The sequence below is a fragment of the Micromonospora sp. NPDC018662 genome (genome assembly GCF_044391475.1).
In the GTDB taxonomy this organism is placed as follows: Bacteria; Actinomycetota; Actinomycetes; order Mycobacteriales; family Micromonosporaceae; genus Micromonospora.
Genome location: NZ_JBISAC010000002.1, coordinates 85,656 through 101,539, shown reverse-complemented (window position 1 = coordinate 101,539; position 15,884 = coordinate 85,656). Strand labels below are relative to the sequence as shown.

Annotated in this window: 14 protein-coding genes and 1 tRNA gene; 7 read left to right on the top strand and 8 right to left on the bottom strand. The window is 72.2% G+C overall.

Going from position 1 to position 15,884, the window contains the following annotated elements; all coding sequences use genetic code 11:
* Positions 1 to 42 precede the first annotated feature (42 nt).
* Positions 43 to 1,299 (top strand): erythromycin esterase family protein, encoded by a 1,257-nt coding sequence (locus tag ACH495_RS05760; RefSeq protein ID WP_396856609.1) that lies wholly within the window; start codon positions 43 to 45, stop codon positions 1,297 to 1,299.
* Positions 1,300 to 1,359: 60 nt separating this feature from the next.
* Here the strand turns inward: ACH495_RS05760 and ACH495_RS05755 are convergent, their stop codons facing one another.
* Genes ACH495_RS05755 through ACH495_RS05745 form a run of 3 tightly spaced genes read right to left on the bottom strand, consistent with a single transcriptional unit; the run spans position 1,360 to position 4,578 of the window.
* Entirely contained in the window at positions 1,360 to 3,543 is a 2,184-nt protein-coding gene (locus tag ACH495_RS05755; protein WP_396856608.1) for an MMPL family transporter, read from the bottom strand.
* Between the two features lie 36 nt (positions 3,544 to 3,579).
* A complete protein-coding gene (locus tag ACH495_RS05750; protein ID WP_396856607.1) occupies positions 3,580 to 4,125 on the bottom strand; it encodes a TetR/AcrR family transcriptional regulator in 546 nt (181 codons plus the stop codon).
* A 45-nt stretch (positions 4,126 to 4,170) separates the two neighbouring features.
* Positions 4,171 to 4,578 carry a winged helix-turn-helix transcriptional regulator gene (locus ACH495_RS05745; protein ID WP_396856606.1) on the bottom strand — a complete coding sequence of 136 codons (408 nt, stop codon included), beginning with the start codon at positions 4,576 to 4,578 and terminating at the stop codon, positions 4,171 to 4,173.
* Between the two features lie 118 nt (positions 4,579 to 4,696).
* Here ACH495_RS05745 and ligD point away from each other — a divergent pair, with 118 nt between their 5' ends.
* Together ligD and ACH495_RS05735 are read left to right on the top strand one after the other, a co-directional pair.
* Complete coding sequence (ligD, locus tag ACH495_RS05740; protein ID WP_396856605.1) at positions 4,697 to 5,656, top strand: non-homologous end-joining DNA ligase; 960 nt, start codon at positions 4,697 to 4,699, stop codon at positions 5,654 to 5,656.
* 94 nt (positions 5,657 to 5,750) lie between these two features.
* The gene (locus tag ACH495_RS05735) at positions 5,751 to 6,371 is read left to right on the top strand and encodes a dihydrofolate reductase family protein (RefSeq protein WP_396856604.1); all 621 of its coding nucleotides are present in this window, start codon (positions 5,751 to 5,753) and stop codon (positions 6,369 to 6,371) included.
* Between the two features lie 70 nt (positions 6,372 to 6,441).
* On the opposite strand, the gene ACH495_RS05730 is transcribed toward ACH495_RS05735, so the two are convergent.
* The 5 genes from ACH495_RS05730 to ACH495_RS05710 form a co-directional block, all read right to left on the bottom strand.
* Positions 6,442 to 7,446: an RNA polymerase subunit sigma-70 gene (locus ACH495_RS05730; protein WP_396857316.1), complete on the bottom strand. Its 1,005-nt coding sequence runs from the start codon at positions 7,444 to 7,446 to the stop codon at positions 6,442 to 6,444.
* Between the two features lie 243 nt (positions 7,447 to 7,689).
* A tRNA-Arg gene (locus ACH495_RS05725) sits at positions 7,690 to 7,761 on the bottom strand.
* Positions 7,762 to 7,837: 76 nt separating this feature from the next.
* Positions 7,838 to 8,533 carry a winged helix-turn-helix domain-containing protein gene (locus ACH495_RS05720; RefSeq protein ID WP_396856603.1) on the bottom strand — a complete coding sequence of 232 codons (696 nt, stop codon included), beginning with the start codon at positions 8,531 to 8,533 and terminating at the stop codon, positions 7,838 to 7,840.
* 153 nt (positions 8,534 to 8,686) lie between these two features.
* Complete coding sequence (locus ACH495_RS05715; RefSeq protein ID WP_396856602.1) at positions 8,687 to 9,361, bottom strand: DUF305 domain-containing protein; 675 nt, start codon at positions 9,359 to 9,361, stop codon at positions 8,687 to 8,689.
* A gap of 10 nt (positions 9,362 to 9,371) precedes the next feature.
* Complete coding sequence (locus tag ACH495_RS05710; protein ID WP_396856601.1) at positions 9,372 to 10,208, bottom strand: DUF3105 domain-containing protein; 837 nt, start codon at positions 10,206 to 10,208, stop codon at positions 9,372 to 9,374.
* 98 nt (positions 10,209 to 10,306) lie between these two features.
* On the opposite strand from ACH495_RS05710, the gene argS reads away from it, so the two are divergent.
* The 4 genes from argS to thrC all read left to right on the top strand — a co-directional run bounded on the left by argS (position 10,307) and on the right by thrC (position 15,830).
* The gene (gene argS, locus ACH495_RS05705) at positions 10,307 to 11,974 is read left to right on the top strand and encodes an arginine--tRNA ligase (RefSeq protein ID WP_396856600.1); all 1,668 of its coding nucleotides are present in this window, start codon (positions 10,307 to 10,309) and stop codon (positions 11,972 to 11,974) included.
* Between the two features lie 6 nt (positions 11,975 to 11,980).
* The gene (gene lysA, locus ACH495_RS05700; protein ID WP_396856599.1) at positions 11,981 to 13,366 is read left to right on the top strand and encodes a diaminopimelate decarboxylase; all 1,386 of its coding nucleotides are present in this window, start codon (positions 11,981 to 11,983) and stop codon (positions 13,364 to 13,366) included.
* A complete protein-coding gene (locus tag ACH495_RS05695; RefSeq protein ID WP_396856598.1) occupies positions 13,363 to 14,667 on the top strand; it encodes a homoserine dehydrogenase in 1,305 nt (434 codons plus the stop codon). Before lysA ends, ACH495_RS05695 begins: the two co-directional genes overlap by 4 nt.
* A gap of 113 nt (positions 14,668 to 14,780) precedes the next feature.
* Positions 14,781 to 15,830 carry a threonine synthase gene (gene thrC, locus ACH495_RS05690; protein ID WP_396856597.1) on the top strand — a complete coding sequence of 350 codons (1,050 nt, stop codon included), beginning with the start codon at positions 14,781 to 14,783 and terminating at the stop codon, positions 15,828 to 15,830.
* Positions 15,831 to 15,884 lie beyond the last annotated feature (54 nt).

Sequence of the window (15,884 nt, the reverse complement as noted above, 5' to 3'; positions counted from 1 at the left end):
GGCCCGGCGGTTTGCCCCGGCAGGGCCCGGGTAGCCGCGCACATGCTGGTTCAGCGGCTCGGTGCGCCGAGCGACTTCGACCCGCTGCTGGAGCGCGTCCGGGACGCCCGCATCGTGATGATCGGCGAGGCGACGCACGGCAGCTATGACTACTACCGGCTGCGGGAGCAGTTGACCCGGCGACTCGTCGCCGAGCAGGGTTTCGACTTCGTCGCGGTGGAGGGGGACTGGCCGGACTGCGACCGGGTGCACCGCTCGGTGGTGGGCGCACCGGGTGGGCTGGCCGATCCGATGGTCGCGTTGGAGCGGTTCGAACGCTGGCCCACCTGGATGTGGGCGAACGCCGAGGTGGCCCGGTTCTGCCGGTGGCTGCGCGCCTGGAACCTGGAGCGACCGGAGGGGGAGCGGGCGGGATTCCACGGCCTCGACGTCTACTCGCTCTGGGAGTCGATGCAGGCCATCTTCGACTACCTGGGCGAGGAGGACCCGGCGTCGCTGGAGGCGGCCCAGGAGGCGTACCGCTGCTTCGAGCCGTACGGCAAGCAGGCCGAGGAGTACGGCCTGGCCAGCCGGTTCGTCTCCGCTCGGTGCGAGGAGGAGGTGGTGCGGCTGTTGGCGCGTACCCGGGAACAGGCCGCCGCGGACGGCCCGGACCGCTTCTCGGCCTGGCAGAACGCGGAGGTGGTGGCCGGCGCGGAACGCTACTACCGGGCCATGGTGGGCGGCGGCCCGGAGTCGTGGAACGTCCGCGACATCCACATGGCCGACACGCTCGACCGCCTGCTCGACCGCTACGGACCGGACGCGCGCGGCATCGTGTGGGCGCACAACACGCATGTCGGCGACGCGCGGGCCACCGAGATGGCGGGCGACGGCATGGTCAACATCGGTCAGCTCGGCCGGGAACGGCACGGTCGGGACGCGGTGGCGTTGATCGGGTTCGGTAGCTGGCGAGGCAGCGTGGTCGCCGCCCCGCGCTGGGGTTCCCCGGCGGAGACGATGGTGGTGCCGCCGGCCCGGGAGGGGTCGGTGGAGCACCGGCTGCACGAGTTGATGCCGGACCGGGCGGTGCTGGTGTTCGGCGGTCCGGACCAGCCGGACTGGGTGACCGGGGAGGCGGACCACCGGGCCATCGGCGTGGTGTACGACCCGAGCTTCGAGTCGTGGGGCAACTACGTGCCGACCCGGCTGGGCGAGCGGTACGACGCGTTCGTCTGGTGCGACGAGACGACCGCGCTGCACCCGCTGCCGGCGCTGGTGACGCCGGGCGAGATGGAGACGTACCCGGCGGGGGTGTGAGGTGGGGTGTTAAGCGGGGCCCCCTGCCATACGCCAGGCGTTAACCGGGGGCCCCGCCTTTCACTTCACCTGGGCGGGCTCGCGCGCGGCGAGGTGGGCGCGCAGGCCCTCACCCTCGACGTCCACGTTGGGCAGGAGCTTGTTCAGCCAGCGCGGCAGCCACCACGCGGCGTTGTTCAGCAGCGACATCACCGCCGGGACGATGGTCATCCGGACCACGAACGCGTCGATGGCGACGCCGATCGCGAGCGCGAAGCCCATCGACTTGATGATCGGGTCGTCCAGGAAGACGAAGCCGCCGAAGACCGACATCATGATGAGCGCCGCGGCGGTGACCACCCGGGCGCCGTGCCCCATGCCGTTGATGGTGGCCTGGCGGGCGGTGTCCCCGTGCACGAAGTCCTCGCGCATCCGGGAGACCAGGAAGACCTCGTAGTCCATGGCGAGGCCGAACAGGATGCCGATGAGCAGGATCGGCAGGAAGCTGACCAGCGGTGCCGGCGTGTCCACGCCGAGCAGCCCGGCCAGGTGGCCCTGCTGGAAGACCGCGACCGTGATGCCGAACGTGGCCGCCACGGTGAGCAGGAAGCCGAGCGCCGCCTTGACCGGCACCAGGATCGACCGGAAGACCAGCATCAGCAGCAGCACGGAGAGGCCGACGACCAGCAGCAGGTAGACCGGGAGCGCGTCGGAGAGCTTCTCCGACACGTCGATGCCGATCGCGGTGACGCCGGTGAGGAGCACGTCGGCGTTCTGGATGCCGCCGACCTGCCGGCGGATGTCGTGCACCAGCTCCTCGGTCTTCTCGTCGGTCGGCCCGGTCTTCGGGATCACGCCGAGCAGCGCGGTGCGGCCGGACGGGTCGAGCTGCGGCGGGGCCACCGCCAGCACCCCGTCGGTCTTCTGGATCAGCGCGGCCACCTGCGGCACGGCGGCCTGGGTGGCCTGCGGCGAGTCGGCGGTGACCACGACCGCGAGCCGGCCGGTGAAGCCCGGGCCGAAGCCCTCCTGGATCAGGTCGTTGCTGACCCGGGCCGGGGTGCCCTCGGCGGCGCTGGAGGCGTCCGGCAGCGCCAGGCGCATGTCCTGGGCCGGGATGGCCAGCAGGCCGAGACCGAGCAGCCCGACCAGGATCACCGGGATGCGGAACCGGGTCACCCAGTGTGCCCAGCGGAACCCGAAGCCGGAGCGTGCCTCCGAGCCGGTGGACGGGTCCTCGACCGCCTTGCGGTCACGCAGCTTGCGCGGCAGCACCTTGCGGCCGGCGAAGCCGAGCAGCGCCGGGGCCAGCGTGATCGCCACCAGCACGGCCACGGTGACGGTGCCGGCGGCGGCCAGGCCCATCACGGTGAGGAACGGGATGCCCACCACGGCCAGGCCGGCCAGTGCCACCACCACCGTCGCGCCGGCGAAGACCACGGCGGAGCCGGCGGTGCCGACCGCGCGGCCGACCGCCTCCTCGGGGGAGAGCCCGTCGAGCAGGTTCTGCCGGTGTCGGGACGTGATGAACAGCGAGTAGTCGATGCCGACCGCCAGGCCGAGCATCAGCGCCAGGATCGGGGCCGTGCTGGTCAGCTCGACCGCGCCGCTGAGCGCGAACAGGCCGGCCATCCCGACGCCGACACCGATCAGCGCGTTCAGCATGGTCATGCCGGCCGCCACCAGCGAGCCGAACGTGATCACCAGGACGATCGCCGCGACCAGCACGCCGAGCGCCTCGGTCGAGCCGACCTCCGGCTCGCCGTTGAGCACCTCGCCGCCGGGCGCGATCTGCCAGCCCTGCGCCTCGGCCTGCGCGCCGACCTTCTCGTACGCGTCGCGCTGCTCGGTGGTGACGTCGTCCGCACGGCCGGCGAACTGCACCTGGATCAGCGCGTACCGGCCGTCCGGGGTGAGCGCCTGCGCCTGGTAGGGGTCGACGGCGCCGACCACGCCGGGCAGCGTGGCCGCCTCCTGGGTGACCTGCTTGACCACCGCCTGACCGGCCGGCGTGATGAGGGCGCCGTCCTGCGGCGCCTTGACGGCGATGGTGCCGGTGGCGCCGCTGGCCGCCGGGAACCGGTCGGCGAGCAGGTCGATGGCCTGCTGCGACTCGGTGCCCGGCATGGTGAAGTTGCTCGCCGTCGGGCCGCGCAGCGTGGCCGCGGCCAGGCCGAGACCGACGAGTACGACGAGCCAGACGACGGCGACGAGTCGCCGTCGGCGCAGGGATGCCCGGCCGAGCCGGTACAGCAGGGTCGCCATGGACCTTCCTTCGTCCTCGGGTGCGAACTGGTGGGATCAGGTGGTGGGTTCGAGCGCGCGGTGCGCCACGGCGAGCAGCGCGGGTCGCAGCTCCTCGTCGGGGATGTCCAGGAACTCGCCGCAGGTCTCGGCGATGCCGGCCAGCACCACCAGCGCGGCGACGCGGGCCGCCGGCCGGTCGGAGAAGCCGGCGAACGCGGCGACCAGCCGTTCGGAGATCTGCTGGATGTGCGCGAACGCCGGCTGCTGGAGCAGGTCCGGGAACTCGCCGCGGAGCAGCGCGATCTCCCGGCGGTAGCGGACCGCCAGGTCGACGAAGCCCTCGGCGGCGACCCGCTGGGCGGACGCGCCGGTGAGGTCGGCGATCCGGGCGTCCAGCTCCTCCAGCATCGCGATGGCCGGGGCCATCAGCTCGCAGAGCAGGGCGTCCTTGCTGGCGAAGTGGTAGAGCACGGTGGCCTTGGAGCAGCCCACCTCGCGGGCGATGTCCTGGAGTGAGGTGCCCTTGTAGCCGGTGACGGCGAACCGACGGGCCGCGGCGGTGAGCAGCTCGTCGTGGGTGGCCGGGGTAGCACGTGCCATGCCCTCCAGCATGCCTGACCGATCGGTCAGCACCTGACCGATCGGTCAGAAGGTTTGCGTGGGCTTCGCCACAGGCCCCTGGTGCTCCCGGTCGTACGCGGCCCGGGCCGCGCTGATCGCCGCCCGGTGCCGTTCGGCCCAGCGGGTGAGCGCGACCAGCGACTCGTGCAGCTCCCGGGCCATCGGGGTGGCGGTGTACTCCACCCTGGGCGGCACCGTCGGATGCACCTGCCGGACCAGCAGGCCGTCGCGCTCCAGGTTGCGCAGCGTCAGCGTGAGCATCCGTCGACTGATGCCCTCCACCCGGCGCTCCAGCTCGGTGAAGCGGATCGGACCGGCCGAGGCGGCGATCAGGATGCCGATGCTCCACTTGCCGCCGACCCGGTCCAGCGCCTCCCGGACCGTGCACGCCCCGACCTGGCCGGACGTGCACCGGTCTTTCTGGGACGTCACCGCGCCTCCCTCCGCTCGACCTCGACGGCGGCCTCGGTGACCATCATGCGCCACGGCCGGCGACGGGCTGCCACGTGTCGGGGTTGCCGAGGGGCGCCCGGACCGGGAAGGTGGGCGGATGGGCGCCGCTGACGAGACCCGGGACGGGATCTCGCTGACCAACCTGGACCAGCCGCTGTTCGACTCCGCCGGCGCGACCAAGCGCGACCTGGTCGACTACCTGGACGCGGTGCACGGGCGGATCCTGCCCGAACTGCGCGACCGACCGCTGTCGGTGCTGCGGGTCCGGCCCGGCCAGGAGCCGTTCATGCAGAAGAACCTGCCGAAGTACACGCCCGAGTGGGTGCGCCGCACCGAGGTCTGGGCGGAGGCGTCGCACCGGCGGATCTCGTACGCGCTCTGCGACGACCGGCGGACGCTGCTCTGGTTCGCCAACCAGCGGGCGGTGGAGTACCACGCCCCACTGGCCCACGCCGGACAGGCCGAGCACCCGACCCACCTGGTGCTGGACCTGGACCCGCCGGAGGGGGACGCGTTCGGCGCGGTGGTGCGGGTCGCGCTGCTGGTGCGGGCGGCGCTCACCGACGCCGGGCTCGCCGGCGCGGTCAAGACCAGCGGCGCGAAGGGCCTGCACGTGATCGTGCCGGTGACGCCGGAGACCACGGCCGAGGAGGCCGCCGCCGCGACCCGCGCGCTCGCGGCCCGAGCCGAACGGCTCGACCCGGCGCTGGCCACCACCGCGTTCATCGTGGCCGACCGCGGTGGCCGGGTCTTCGTGGACTCCACCCGCGCGTACGGGGCGACGGTGGTAGCCGCGTACAGCCCGCGGATCCGGCCCGGCACGCCGGTGTCGTACCCGATCGGCTGGGCCGACCTGGAGTCGGCGACGCCCGCCGACTTCACCGTGCGGACCGTGCCCGCGTTGCTCGGCGACCGCGACCCGTGGGCGGAGGCGTTGCCCGCGCCGCAGTCGCTGCCGGCGGAGCTGGTCGCCGAGGGGCGGACCATCCCGGTGGCCCGGGTCCAGGCGATGCACGAGGGCAAGCGGCGGGCGAAGGCGCGGCGCGAGGCCGGCTGATCCGACGCGAAAGCCCGGGCGCGACGGCCCGGGCTTCGACATGTCCGGTGCCAGCAGCGCGCACCGATGAGGTTTCCGCGCAGCTCCCGTCTGGATGTATGAGATCGACCGACGAGAGGCTGGCATGATGCGGAAACTGACCTTTGGCATGAATGTGACCTTGGACGGCTACATCGCCGCGCCCGGCGACGACCTCGGCTGGAGTGGGGGCGAGGGCGAGGGACCGGACGCGTCGTCGAGCGACGAGCTGTTCCAGTGGTGGTCCGACCGGGTGGCTGCGACGGGCCTGGCGCTGTATGGGCGCAAGGTGTGGGAGGCGATGAGTTCCTGGCCAACCGCCGACCAGCGGCCAAACGCTACCCGGGCGGAGGTCGAGTTCGCCCGCCGCTGGCGGGACATGCCGAAGGTGGTGTTCTCCTCGACGGTCGACAAGGTCGACTGGAACACCCGCCTGGTCACCGGCGACGCGGTCGCCGAGATCACCCGGCTCAAGGCCGAGGACGGCGGCCCGATGGACATCGTCGGCGCCACGCTCGCCGGGGCGGCCATGCGCGCCGGGCTGATCGACGAGTACGTGCTGGTCACCCACCCGGTCCTGGTGGGCGGCGGCACGCCGTTCTTTGCGGCCCTGGACAGCTGGGTGAAACTGAACCTGGTGGAGACGCGGACGTTTCCCGGCGGCATGCTGCTGACCCGATACGAGACGAGGCGATGAGCAAGCTGCCCCGCCGGCAACGCCGGCGGGGCAGTGGTGTTCGCGTTGTCGCGTTCATGTTCAGCTCTGATCACAGTGTCGGGGGCAGGTCCAGCCATGGTTTGTCGGTGGCGTCGAATCCGGTGAGTTCGGCGATCTTCCCGTCGACGATCTGCAGGACCGCGATGGTGAACAACCGGTACTCCGGGTCGTCAGGGGTGCGGAGGTACAGCGCGGCGGCGGGCATGCGGTTGACCGTCGTGGCGATACCGTGCCAGTCGTCGTAGCCGGGCTGGAAGAGCCCATTGGAGACCCAGCCGTCCACCGCGTCCTTGGCCGTGACGGCCGAGGTGCCCGCCTCGGGCAGCATCACGAAGCGCAGGTCGTCGCGGAGCAGGGACATCAGCCCGTCGAGGTCGTTGCGCTCATGGGCGTCGATGTACGACTTCACCACGCCGCGCTCGTCGTTCGACAGCTCGTGGGCGGCGGGGCTCCGCCAGTCGAGGCGGCGGTCAGGCAGCTGCTCGCGCATCGTCACGCGTGCCCGCTGCAGCGCGCTGGTCACCGATGCGATGGTCAGATCGAGTGCGTCGGCGGCCTTCGACGCCGGCCAGCCGGCGACGTCGCGCAGGATGAACACCGCCCGTTGCCGCGGCGGCAGGTGCTGGACGGCGACGATGAACGCCAGCTCGATCGTCTCCCGCGCCACCACCGATTCCTGCGGGTCCTCGGGGAGCATCCGGTCGGGGTACGGCTGCAAATACAGCACCTCGGAGGAGTCCGGCAGCCCGGACGGTACGGGTGTGCGGTCATTGCGCTTCGCCAGGAAGTCAAGGCAGGCGTTCGTCGCGATCCGGTACAGCCAGGTCCGCAGCGCGGAGTGGCCCTTGAACGACTCCCGCTTGTTCCACGCTCGCAGGAACGTCTCCTGCGTCATGTCCTGGGCGTCCTGGTAGTTCGCAAGCATCCGGTAGCAGTGCACCTGCAGCTCACGCCGGTGGCGCTCCGTGATGAGCGCGAACCCCGCCGTATCGCCTGAGCGAACCACCGCGATGAACGAGGCCGCGTCAGCGCCCAGCGGTCTAACGTCGGTCATGGTCACCAATCCTTCCACCGGTGCGAGGGAGCTACCGGAACCGACGACCCGGCGGAAGAATTCTGATCGGTGAGAGCCACACCACATTGCGGTGGACAGCGGCGACAGGAGTGATCCCGAAGCCTGGGCGGGCTGCGGTCGTCCGCTCGGCCGGGGGCATCGTTGAACGCCTACTCGAACGCGAAACTGGCTTCCACGATCAGCGATCGACCGGTCGGGTATCGCGTTTGCAGTTCGGTAATGTGCCCCCGGCAGGATTCGAACCTGCGCCCCCGCCTCCGGAGGGCGGTGCTCTATCCCCTGAGCTACGGGGGCTCAGCGACCCGAGAAGAGTAGCAAACCCCCTCCCGGATCACCGAATCGGTATCGCCCGCGAGTCGATCTTCGCCGGTCAGGCGGCGGCGAGGGTGCGACCGCAGCTCGGCAGCGGGTGCAGCGCGATGCGGCGGGGCAGCCGCCGGGGCCACTCGTTGCGTGGCCAGGAGCCGTCCACGATCAGGTGCACGGTGCGTTCCTCGGCCCCGCTGAGCCGCAGCACGAAGTCGCGGGGCAGCGGCGGGTCCACCGACGGTGTGGTGACCATGAACCGCACCCGCCCCCGGGAGGAGACCGCCGAGACCACGTCCGCGGCGGGCATGGTGCCGCGCAGCCGGACCCGGCCGAGCCAGTAGATCTCCGCCGCGTGCTCCTGGGCCGCCCGGGTGATCGCCGGGTACTCGCTGCGCACCCACCGTTCGACAGCGCCCACGCAGAGCCCGCAGGCCCGCTCGCGCGGCTCGCGCGGCCCCAACCCCCAGGCCCGGAGGTACGCCCCGACGGTGCCGGCGTCCATGGCCAGCGCGAACCGGCGCTCGATGAGCGTGGTCAGGCTCTGCCGCGTCCACAACTCCTCGTCGAGGCCGAACTCGTCCGGGTGGACGCCCCGCAGCACGTCGATCAGTTCGAGTTCCTGTTCGCGGCTGAGCGTTCCCGGCTCGCCCTGCCGCAGTCCGCGACGGACGGCTGCCACCGCTCCGTCACCGCCGATGGTGTGGCGTCGGCACCAGCTGGTCACCGACCGCCCTGCGTCTCTGAGTGCAACCCCCACGTCCTACGCAACGACCCCGAATCACTACCGGTCACGATATGTAGGTAGAAAAAGTCCCTGAACCGTCATAACGGACAAAGTTGAAGAGCCCTGACGCGCCGGAGCCCGCGTCACGAGCGCGACGCGGGCTCCGGTGAACGGACGGCGGGACCGTCAGGGCGTGCCACCCAGGCGCTTGAGCGCCGCGGTGAGGTTGGCCAGGTCGTTCTGCTGGGTGTTCTTCATGACCTGGGCGACCGCCAGCACGTCGTCGTCGTGCCCCTCGTCGAGGATGCCGTCGATCATGTGCACCCCGCCGATGTGGTGCTGGATCATCATCCTCAGGAACAGCACGTCGAACTCGCGACCGCTCGCGGCCCGCAGCTTCGCCATCTCGTCGGGTGTGGCCATGCCCGGCATCAGGCCGTTCTTGACCAGCCCGGCGCCGTCCGGCATCCACGCCATCGGCGCCTGCTCGCCGGTCGGGTCCAGCTTCCAGGAGCGCAGCCAGGTCTGCATGGTGCCGATCTCGCCCTGCTGCCCGGTGGCGATGTCGACGCCGACCTGGCGGACCTCCGCGTCCTGCCCCTGGCGGAACGCCAGCAGCCCCATCGCCACCGCCTGGTTGTGGTGTGCCGTCATGTCCCGGGCGAACCCGGCCTCGGCCGAGTTCTCGCCCGGGCGGGTGAGCGTCGGGGTGAGCAGGCCGCCGGCGTACCCGAGGAGCAGCCCGACCACGACGGCGGCGGCCACGGCCAGCAGGCCGTAGCGGCGCGCCGCCGGCCGGCCGTCCTCGTCGGCGGCCGGGGCCTCGTCGAGCTCGCTGTCGGTGGTCACCGGAGCGGTCATCGCGGCGTCCTCACTGGGTGGGCTGCTCGGGCATGTTCTGCTGGAGGTTGTCACGCGGGGTGGTGCCGGTGGCGGTCACGCCCTGGTCGCAGAGCGCGTTCGGACCCTCGATCGAGGCGTTCACCCGCAGCGTCTTGATGAACTCGTCGATCCGGCCGTCGTCAGCGTTGTCGACCTTGAGCTGGAAGCCCCAGGCCTGGAGCGAGATCGGCTTGTCCAGCCCCTCGAACGGGCTGAGCATCAGCTTCTCCTTGCCCTGCACCTTGCTCTTGAGCTTCGCCACCTGGTCGGCCGGCAGGTCCGGGCGGTAGGTGATCCAGACCGTGCCGTGCTCCAGGCTGTGCACCGCGTGCTCGTTGGCGATCGGGGCGTCGTAGACGTCACCCATGCAGTTCTGCCACGCCTGGTTGTGCGGGCCGCCGATCGGCGGGAGCACGTCGTACTTGAGCGTGCCGGGCTGGTGGTTGCCGCCCTTGAGCAGGTCCTTGTCCGTCTTGCGGTAGTCGACCACGCCGTCGATCGCGTCGGCCCGCTTCTGCCACGGCTGGGCGCCCTGGTAGACCGCCCAGGCACCGATGCCGATGATGCCGACCGCCAGCACGCCGACCGCGACGAACAGGGCGATCGGGCCCCACGAGCGACCCTGGCTCACCTTCACCGGGGTGACCGGCTTGCGGCCCTTGCCCCCGGCGCCCGGCCGTGGAACGCCCTTGCCGCCGCCGGGCTTGCCCGCACCGGTCTTGGCGGCGGGCTTCTCGGCAGCCGCGGGCCGGCCGGCGGCCGGCTTCTTGCCGGTGCTGACCACGGTGGGACGGCGTTCCGGGCCGCCCGGGGTGCTGATGCTCATCGTGCCTCGTCAGGTCGGTCGGTCAGGGGAGCGCGGGGCCCGTTCACATGCTGGGTCGCCGCCGCGGTGCCCGAGTCTACCCCCGATAACATGGTTCGGTGACTCCCGCAGAACTCGCCGAGGTCGTCCTCGCCGCAGCCCACGCCGTCTTCGACGAGCGGGGCCTGGACCCTGCCGCGCTGCCCGCGCAGACCACCGTCGAGCGACCCCGTAACCCCGATCACGGTGACTACGCCTCCACGCTGGCGTTGCAGCTCAGCAAGAAGGTCGGGGTGCCGCCGCGGGAGCTGGCCGCCGCGCTGGCCGAGCAGCTCGGCAACGCGCCGGGGGTCAAGTCGGTGGAGATCGCCGGCCCCGGCTTCCTGAACATCCGGCTCGACGCGGCCGCCGCCGGCCAGCTCGCCAAGGTCATCGTCGAGGCCGGCCCGGCGTACGGGCGCAGCGACACCCTGGCCGGGCAGCGGATCAACCTGGAGTTCGTCTCGGCGAACCCGACCGGCCCGGTGCACATCGGCGGGGTCCGCTGGGCGGCCGTCGGCGACGCGCTCAGCCGCCTGCTGCGCGCCACCGGCGCCGACGTGGGCACGGAATACTACTTCAACGACGCCGGCTCGCAGATCGACCGGTTCGCCCGCTCGCTGCTGGCCGCCGCCAAGGGCGAGCCGGCGCCGGAGGACGGCTACGGCGGCGCGTACATCGCGGAGATCGCCGCCCAGGTGGTCAGTCGTCGGCCCGAGGTGCGGGAGCTGGCCGACGACGCCGCCCAGGAGGTGTTCCGGGTCGAGGGCGTCCAGCTCATGTTCGCCGAGATCAAGTCCTCGCTGCACGACTTCGGGGTCGAGTTCGACACCTACTTCAACGAGAAGGACCTGCACGACCGGGGCGAGCTGGAGGCGGCGCTGACCCGGCTGCGGGAGCAGGGACACGTCTTCGAGTCCGAGGGCGCCACCTGGCTGCGCACCACCGACTTCGGCGACGACAAGGACCGGGTGCTGCGCAAGTCCAACGGTGAGTGGACCTACTTCGCCGCCGACTGCGCCTACTACCTGGACAAGCGCGAGCGCGGCTTCGAGCGGGTCGTGATCATGCTGGGCGCCGACCACCACGGCTACATCGGCCGGATGAAGGCGATGGCCGCCTGCTTCGGCGACGACCCGGCGCGCAACCTGGAGATCCTCATCGGCCAGCTCGTCAACCTGGTCCGCGACGGCGCCCCGGTGCGGATGAGCAAGCGCGCCGGCACCGTGGTCACCCTGGAGGACCTGGTCGACGCCATCGGCGTGGACGCCGCCCGGTACGCGCTGGCCCGCTACTCGGCCGACTCGCCGATCGACATCGACGTGGAGCTGTGGACCCGGGCCAAGAACGACAACCCGGTCTACTACGTCCAGTACGTGGCCGCCCGCACGGCCGGGGTGGCCCGCAACGCCGCCGAGATCGGGCTGACCCGGTCCGACGCCGCCGCGTTCCGCCCCGAGCTGCTCGGCCACGAGAAGGAGAACGAGCTGCTCAAGGCGCTCGCCGAGTTCCCCGCCGTGGTGGCCACCGCCGCCGAGCTGCGCGAGCCGCACCGGATCGCCCGCTACCTGGAGGAGAGCGTCGCGCAGGCGTACCACCGGTTCTACGACAACTGCCGGATCGCGCCGCAGGGCGACGAGGAGATCACCGACACCCACCGGGCCCGGCTCTGGCTCAACGACGCCACCCGGGTGGTCATCGCCAACGGCCTGCGCCTGCTCGGCGTCTCCGCGCCGGAAAGGATGTGATCCCCGGTGCGAGCCCATGAGGCCGGCGCCCTGCACGGCGACATCGGCAACCGGGGGCCCGCCTGGCTGCGTACCCCGGTCGACGTCAACGCCCTGGTGCCGCAGCTCTGGCCGCGCCACGTGGAGCGCGGCCCGGCCGGCGCGCTGACCGTCGCCGGCCTGGACGTCCGCGACCTGGCCGCCGAGTTCGGCACCGCGGCGTACGTGCTGGACGAGGACGACCTGCGCGAACGCTGCCGCGAGTTCCGGGCCGCCTTCCCGGACGCGGACGTCTACTACGCCGGCAAGGCGTTCCTCTGCCGCGCGGTGGTCCGGATGATCGCCGAGGAGGGCCTGTTCCTCGACGTCTGCACCGGCGGGGAGCTGGCCACCGCGCTCTCGGCCGGGATGCCGCCGGAACGGATCGGCTTCCACGGCAACAACAAGTCGGTGGCCGAGCTGACCCGCGCGGTGGACGCCGGCGTGGGCCGGATCATCGTCGACTCGTCCACCGAGATCGACCGGCTCAGCGCGCTGGCCCGCGAGCGCGGGGTCCGCCCCCGGGTGCTGCTGCGGGTCACGGTCGGCGTGGAGGCGCACACCCACGAGTTCATCGCGACCGCGCACGAGGACCAGAAGTTCGGCTTCTCGCTGGCCGGCGGCACCGCCGCGGCGGCCGCCTTCACGATCCTCGACGAGGACGTGCTGGAGCTGCGCGGGCTGCACTCGCACATCGGCTCGCAGATCTTCGACGCCAGCGGTTTCGAGGTCTCCGCCCGCCGGGTGCTCGCCCTCCAGGCGCAGATCCGCGACGCCCGCGGGGTGGAGTTGCCCGAGCTGGACCTGGGCGGCGGCTTCGGCATCGCGTACACCACGCAGGACGACCCCGCGTCCGCACACGACCTCGCGAAGCGGCTCCGCAAGATCGTCGACGGCGAGTGCGCGGCGGAGAACCTGGCCGTGCCGCACCTCTCGGTCGAGCCCGGCCGCGCGATCGTCGGCCCGGCCGTGTTCACGCTGTACGAGGTCGGGACCGTCAAGGGACTGGACGGCCTGCGGACGTACGTGAGCGTCGACGGGGGGATGAGCGACAACATCCGCACCGCGCTCTACGACGCGTCCTACTCGGCGACGGTGGCGAACCGTGCGTCGACCGCGGAGCCGATGCTCGCCCGCGTGGTGGGAAAGCACTGTGAGTCCGGGGACATCGTGGTGAAGGATGAATTCCTGCCCGCCGACGTGCGGCCCGGAGATCTTGTCGCGGTGCCCGGCACCGGGGCCTACTGCCGGAGCATGGCCAGCAACTACAACCATGTGCCGAGGCCCCCGGTCGTCGCCGTGCGTGACGGACGAGCCCGGGTGATCGTTCGCCGGGAGACCGAAGACGACCTGCTCGCATTGGATGTGGGATGACCTCACCGGTTCGCTTGGCGCTGCTCGGCTGCGGCACGGTCGGCAGCGACGTGGTACGCCTGCTGCACGCGCAGTCGGCCGACCTCGCCGCCCGGATCGGCGCCCCGCTGGAGATCGCCGGCATCGCCGTACGCCGGCTCGGCCGCGACCGCGGCGACCTGCCGGTCGATCCGGCGCTGTTCACCACCGATCCGCTCGGGCTGGTCAAACGCGACGACGTGGACGTGGTGATCGAGGTCGTCGGCGGCATCGAGCCGGCCCGCGGCTGGCTGGTCGAGGCGCTGCGCGCCGGCAAGAGCGTGGTCACCGCCAACAAGGCGCTGCTCGCCGAGGACGGCGCCACCCTGCACGACGCGGCGGCCGAGGGCGGCGCCGACCTCTACTACGAGGCCAGCGTCGCCGGGGCCATCCCGCTGCTGCGCCCGCTGCGCGAGTCGCTGCACGGCGACCGGATCACCCGGGTCACCGGCATCGTGAACGGCACCACCAACTTCATCCTCTCCGCCATGGACGCCACCGGCGCCGGCTTCGCCGAGGCGCTGGAGGAGGCCACCGAACTGGGGTACGCGGAAGCCGACCCGACCGCCGACGTGGAGGGCTTCGACGCCGCCGCCAAGGCCGCCATCCTCGCCTCGCTGGCGTTCCACACCCGGATCACCGCCGCCGACGTGCACCGGGAGGGCATCACCGAGGTGACCGCCGCGGACGTGGCCAGCGCCAAGGCCATGGGCTGCACGATCAAGCTGCTCTGCATCGCCGCCCGGGGCGTCGACGCCACCGGCCGCGAGACGGTAAACGTCCGGGTGCACCCGGCGATGATCCCGCTGACCCACCCGCTCGCCGGTGTCGGCGACGCGTTCAACGCGGTCTTCGTCGAGGCGGACGCGGCCGGGCAGCTCATGTTCTACGGCCGGGGCGCGGGCGGGGCGCCCACCGCCAGCGCGGTCCTCGGCGACGTGGTCGCGGTGGCCCGCAACCGCCTGGCCGGGGTGCGCGCGGCCAGCGAGTCGGCGTACGCCGACCTGTCGGTGCGGCCGATGGGGGAGGCGCTCACCCGCTACCACATCAGCCTCGACGTGGCCGACCGGCCGGGTGTGCTGGCGTCGGTGGCCGGGGTGTTCGCCCGGCACGAGGTCTCCATCGCCACCGTCCGGCAGGGGCCCGCCGGCGGCGACGCCGAGCTGGTCATCGTCACCCACGTCGCGCCGGACGCCGCGCTCGCGACCACGGTGCGTGAGCTGCGCGGGCTGGACACCGTCCGGTCGGTCACCAGCGTGCTGCGGGTCGAGGGCGGCGCGTAACCCCGGCGTCCCGCCTGATGGTTAGGGCAGAGTGTGCCGGTGACCGGTCGGGGAGGCTGGTCCACGCTGTAGTCGGGCCCCGTGACCGGGGCGGGAGAGGCGAGGAGCGCGACATGTGGCGAGGGCTGATCGAGGCGTACCGGGACCGGCTGCCGATCACCGACGCCACTCCCGTCGTCACCCTGCACGAGGGGAACACGCCGCTGCTGCCGGCGCCGGTGCTCTCCGCCCGGGTCGGCGCGGACGTGTGGCTCAAGGTCGAGGGCGCGAACCCGACCGGCTCGTTCAAGGACCGGGGCATGACGCTCGCCGTCTCCAAGGCGGTCGAGGGCGGTGACAAGGCGATCATCTGCGCCTCCACCGGCAACACCAGCGCGTCGGCCGCCGCGTACGCGGCCCGCGCCGGGATCACCTGCGCGGTGCTGGTGCCGCAGGGCAAGATCGCGCTGGGCAAGCTGGCCCAGGCGCTGGTGCACGGCGCGAAGCTGCTCCAGGTGCAGGGCAACTTCGACGACTGCCTGGCGCTGGCCGGCAAGCTCGCCCAGGACTACCCGGTCGCGCTGGTCAACTCCGTGAACGTGTACCGGCTGCACGGCCAGAAGACGGCCGCCTTCGAGATCGTCGAGGCGCTCGGCGACGCGCCCGACATCCACTGCCTGCCGGTCGGCAACGCCGGCAACATCACCGCCTACTGGATGGGCTACTCCGAGGACCTGCGTGACGGCAACGCCACGAAGGCCCCCCGGATGTACGGCTTCCAGGCGGCCGGCGCGGCCCCGATCGTCACCGGTCAGGTGGTGCCCGAGCCGTCGACCATCGCCACCGCCATCCGGATCGGCAACCCGGCGAGCTGGACGAAGGCGGTCGACGCGCGGGACGCGTCCGACGGGCTGATCTCGGCGGTCACCGACCGGGAGATCCTCTCCGCGTACCGTCTGCTGGCCCGCGAGGTGGGTGTCTTCGTCGAGCTGGGCAGCGCGGCCAGCGTGGCCGGCCTGCTCCAGCAGGCCGCCGCCGGCAAGGTGCCGGCCGGGTCGCGGGTGGTGTGCACGGTCACCGGCCACGGCCTGAAGGACCCGGAGTGGGCCATCTCGACGGCCCCGGCGCCGGTGACCATCGCCAACGACGCCCTCGCCGCGGCCCGCTCCCTCGACCTGGCCTGACCCACCCGCCCCGCAGGCGGGGAGCGTGATCGGGTGCGGCAGACTCAGGGCACC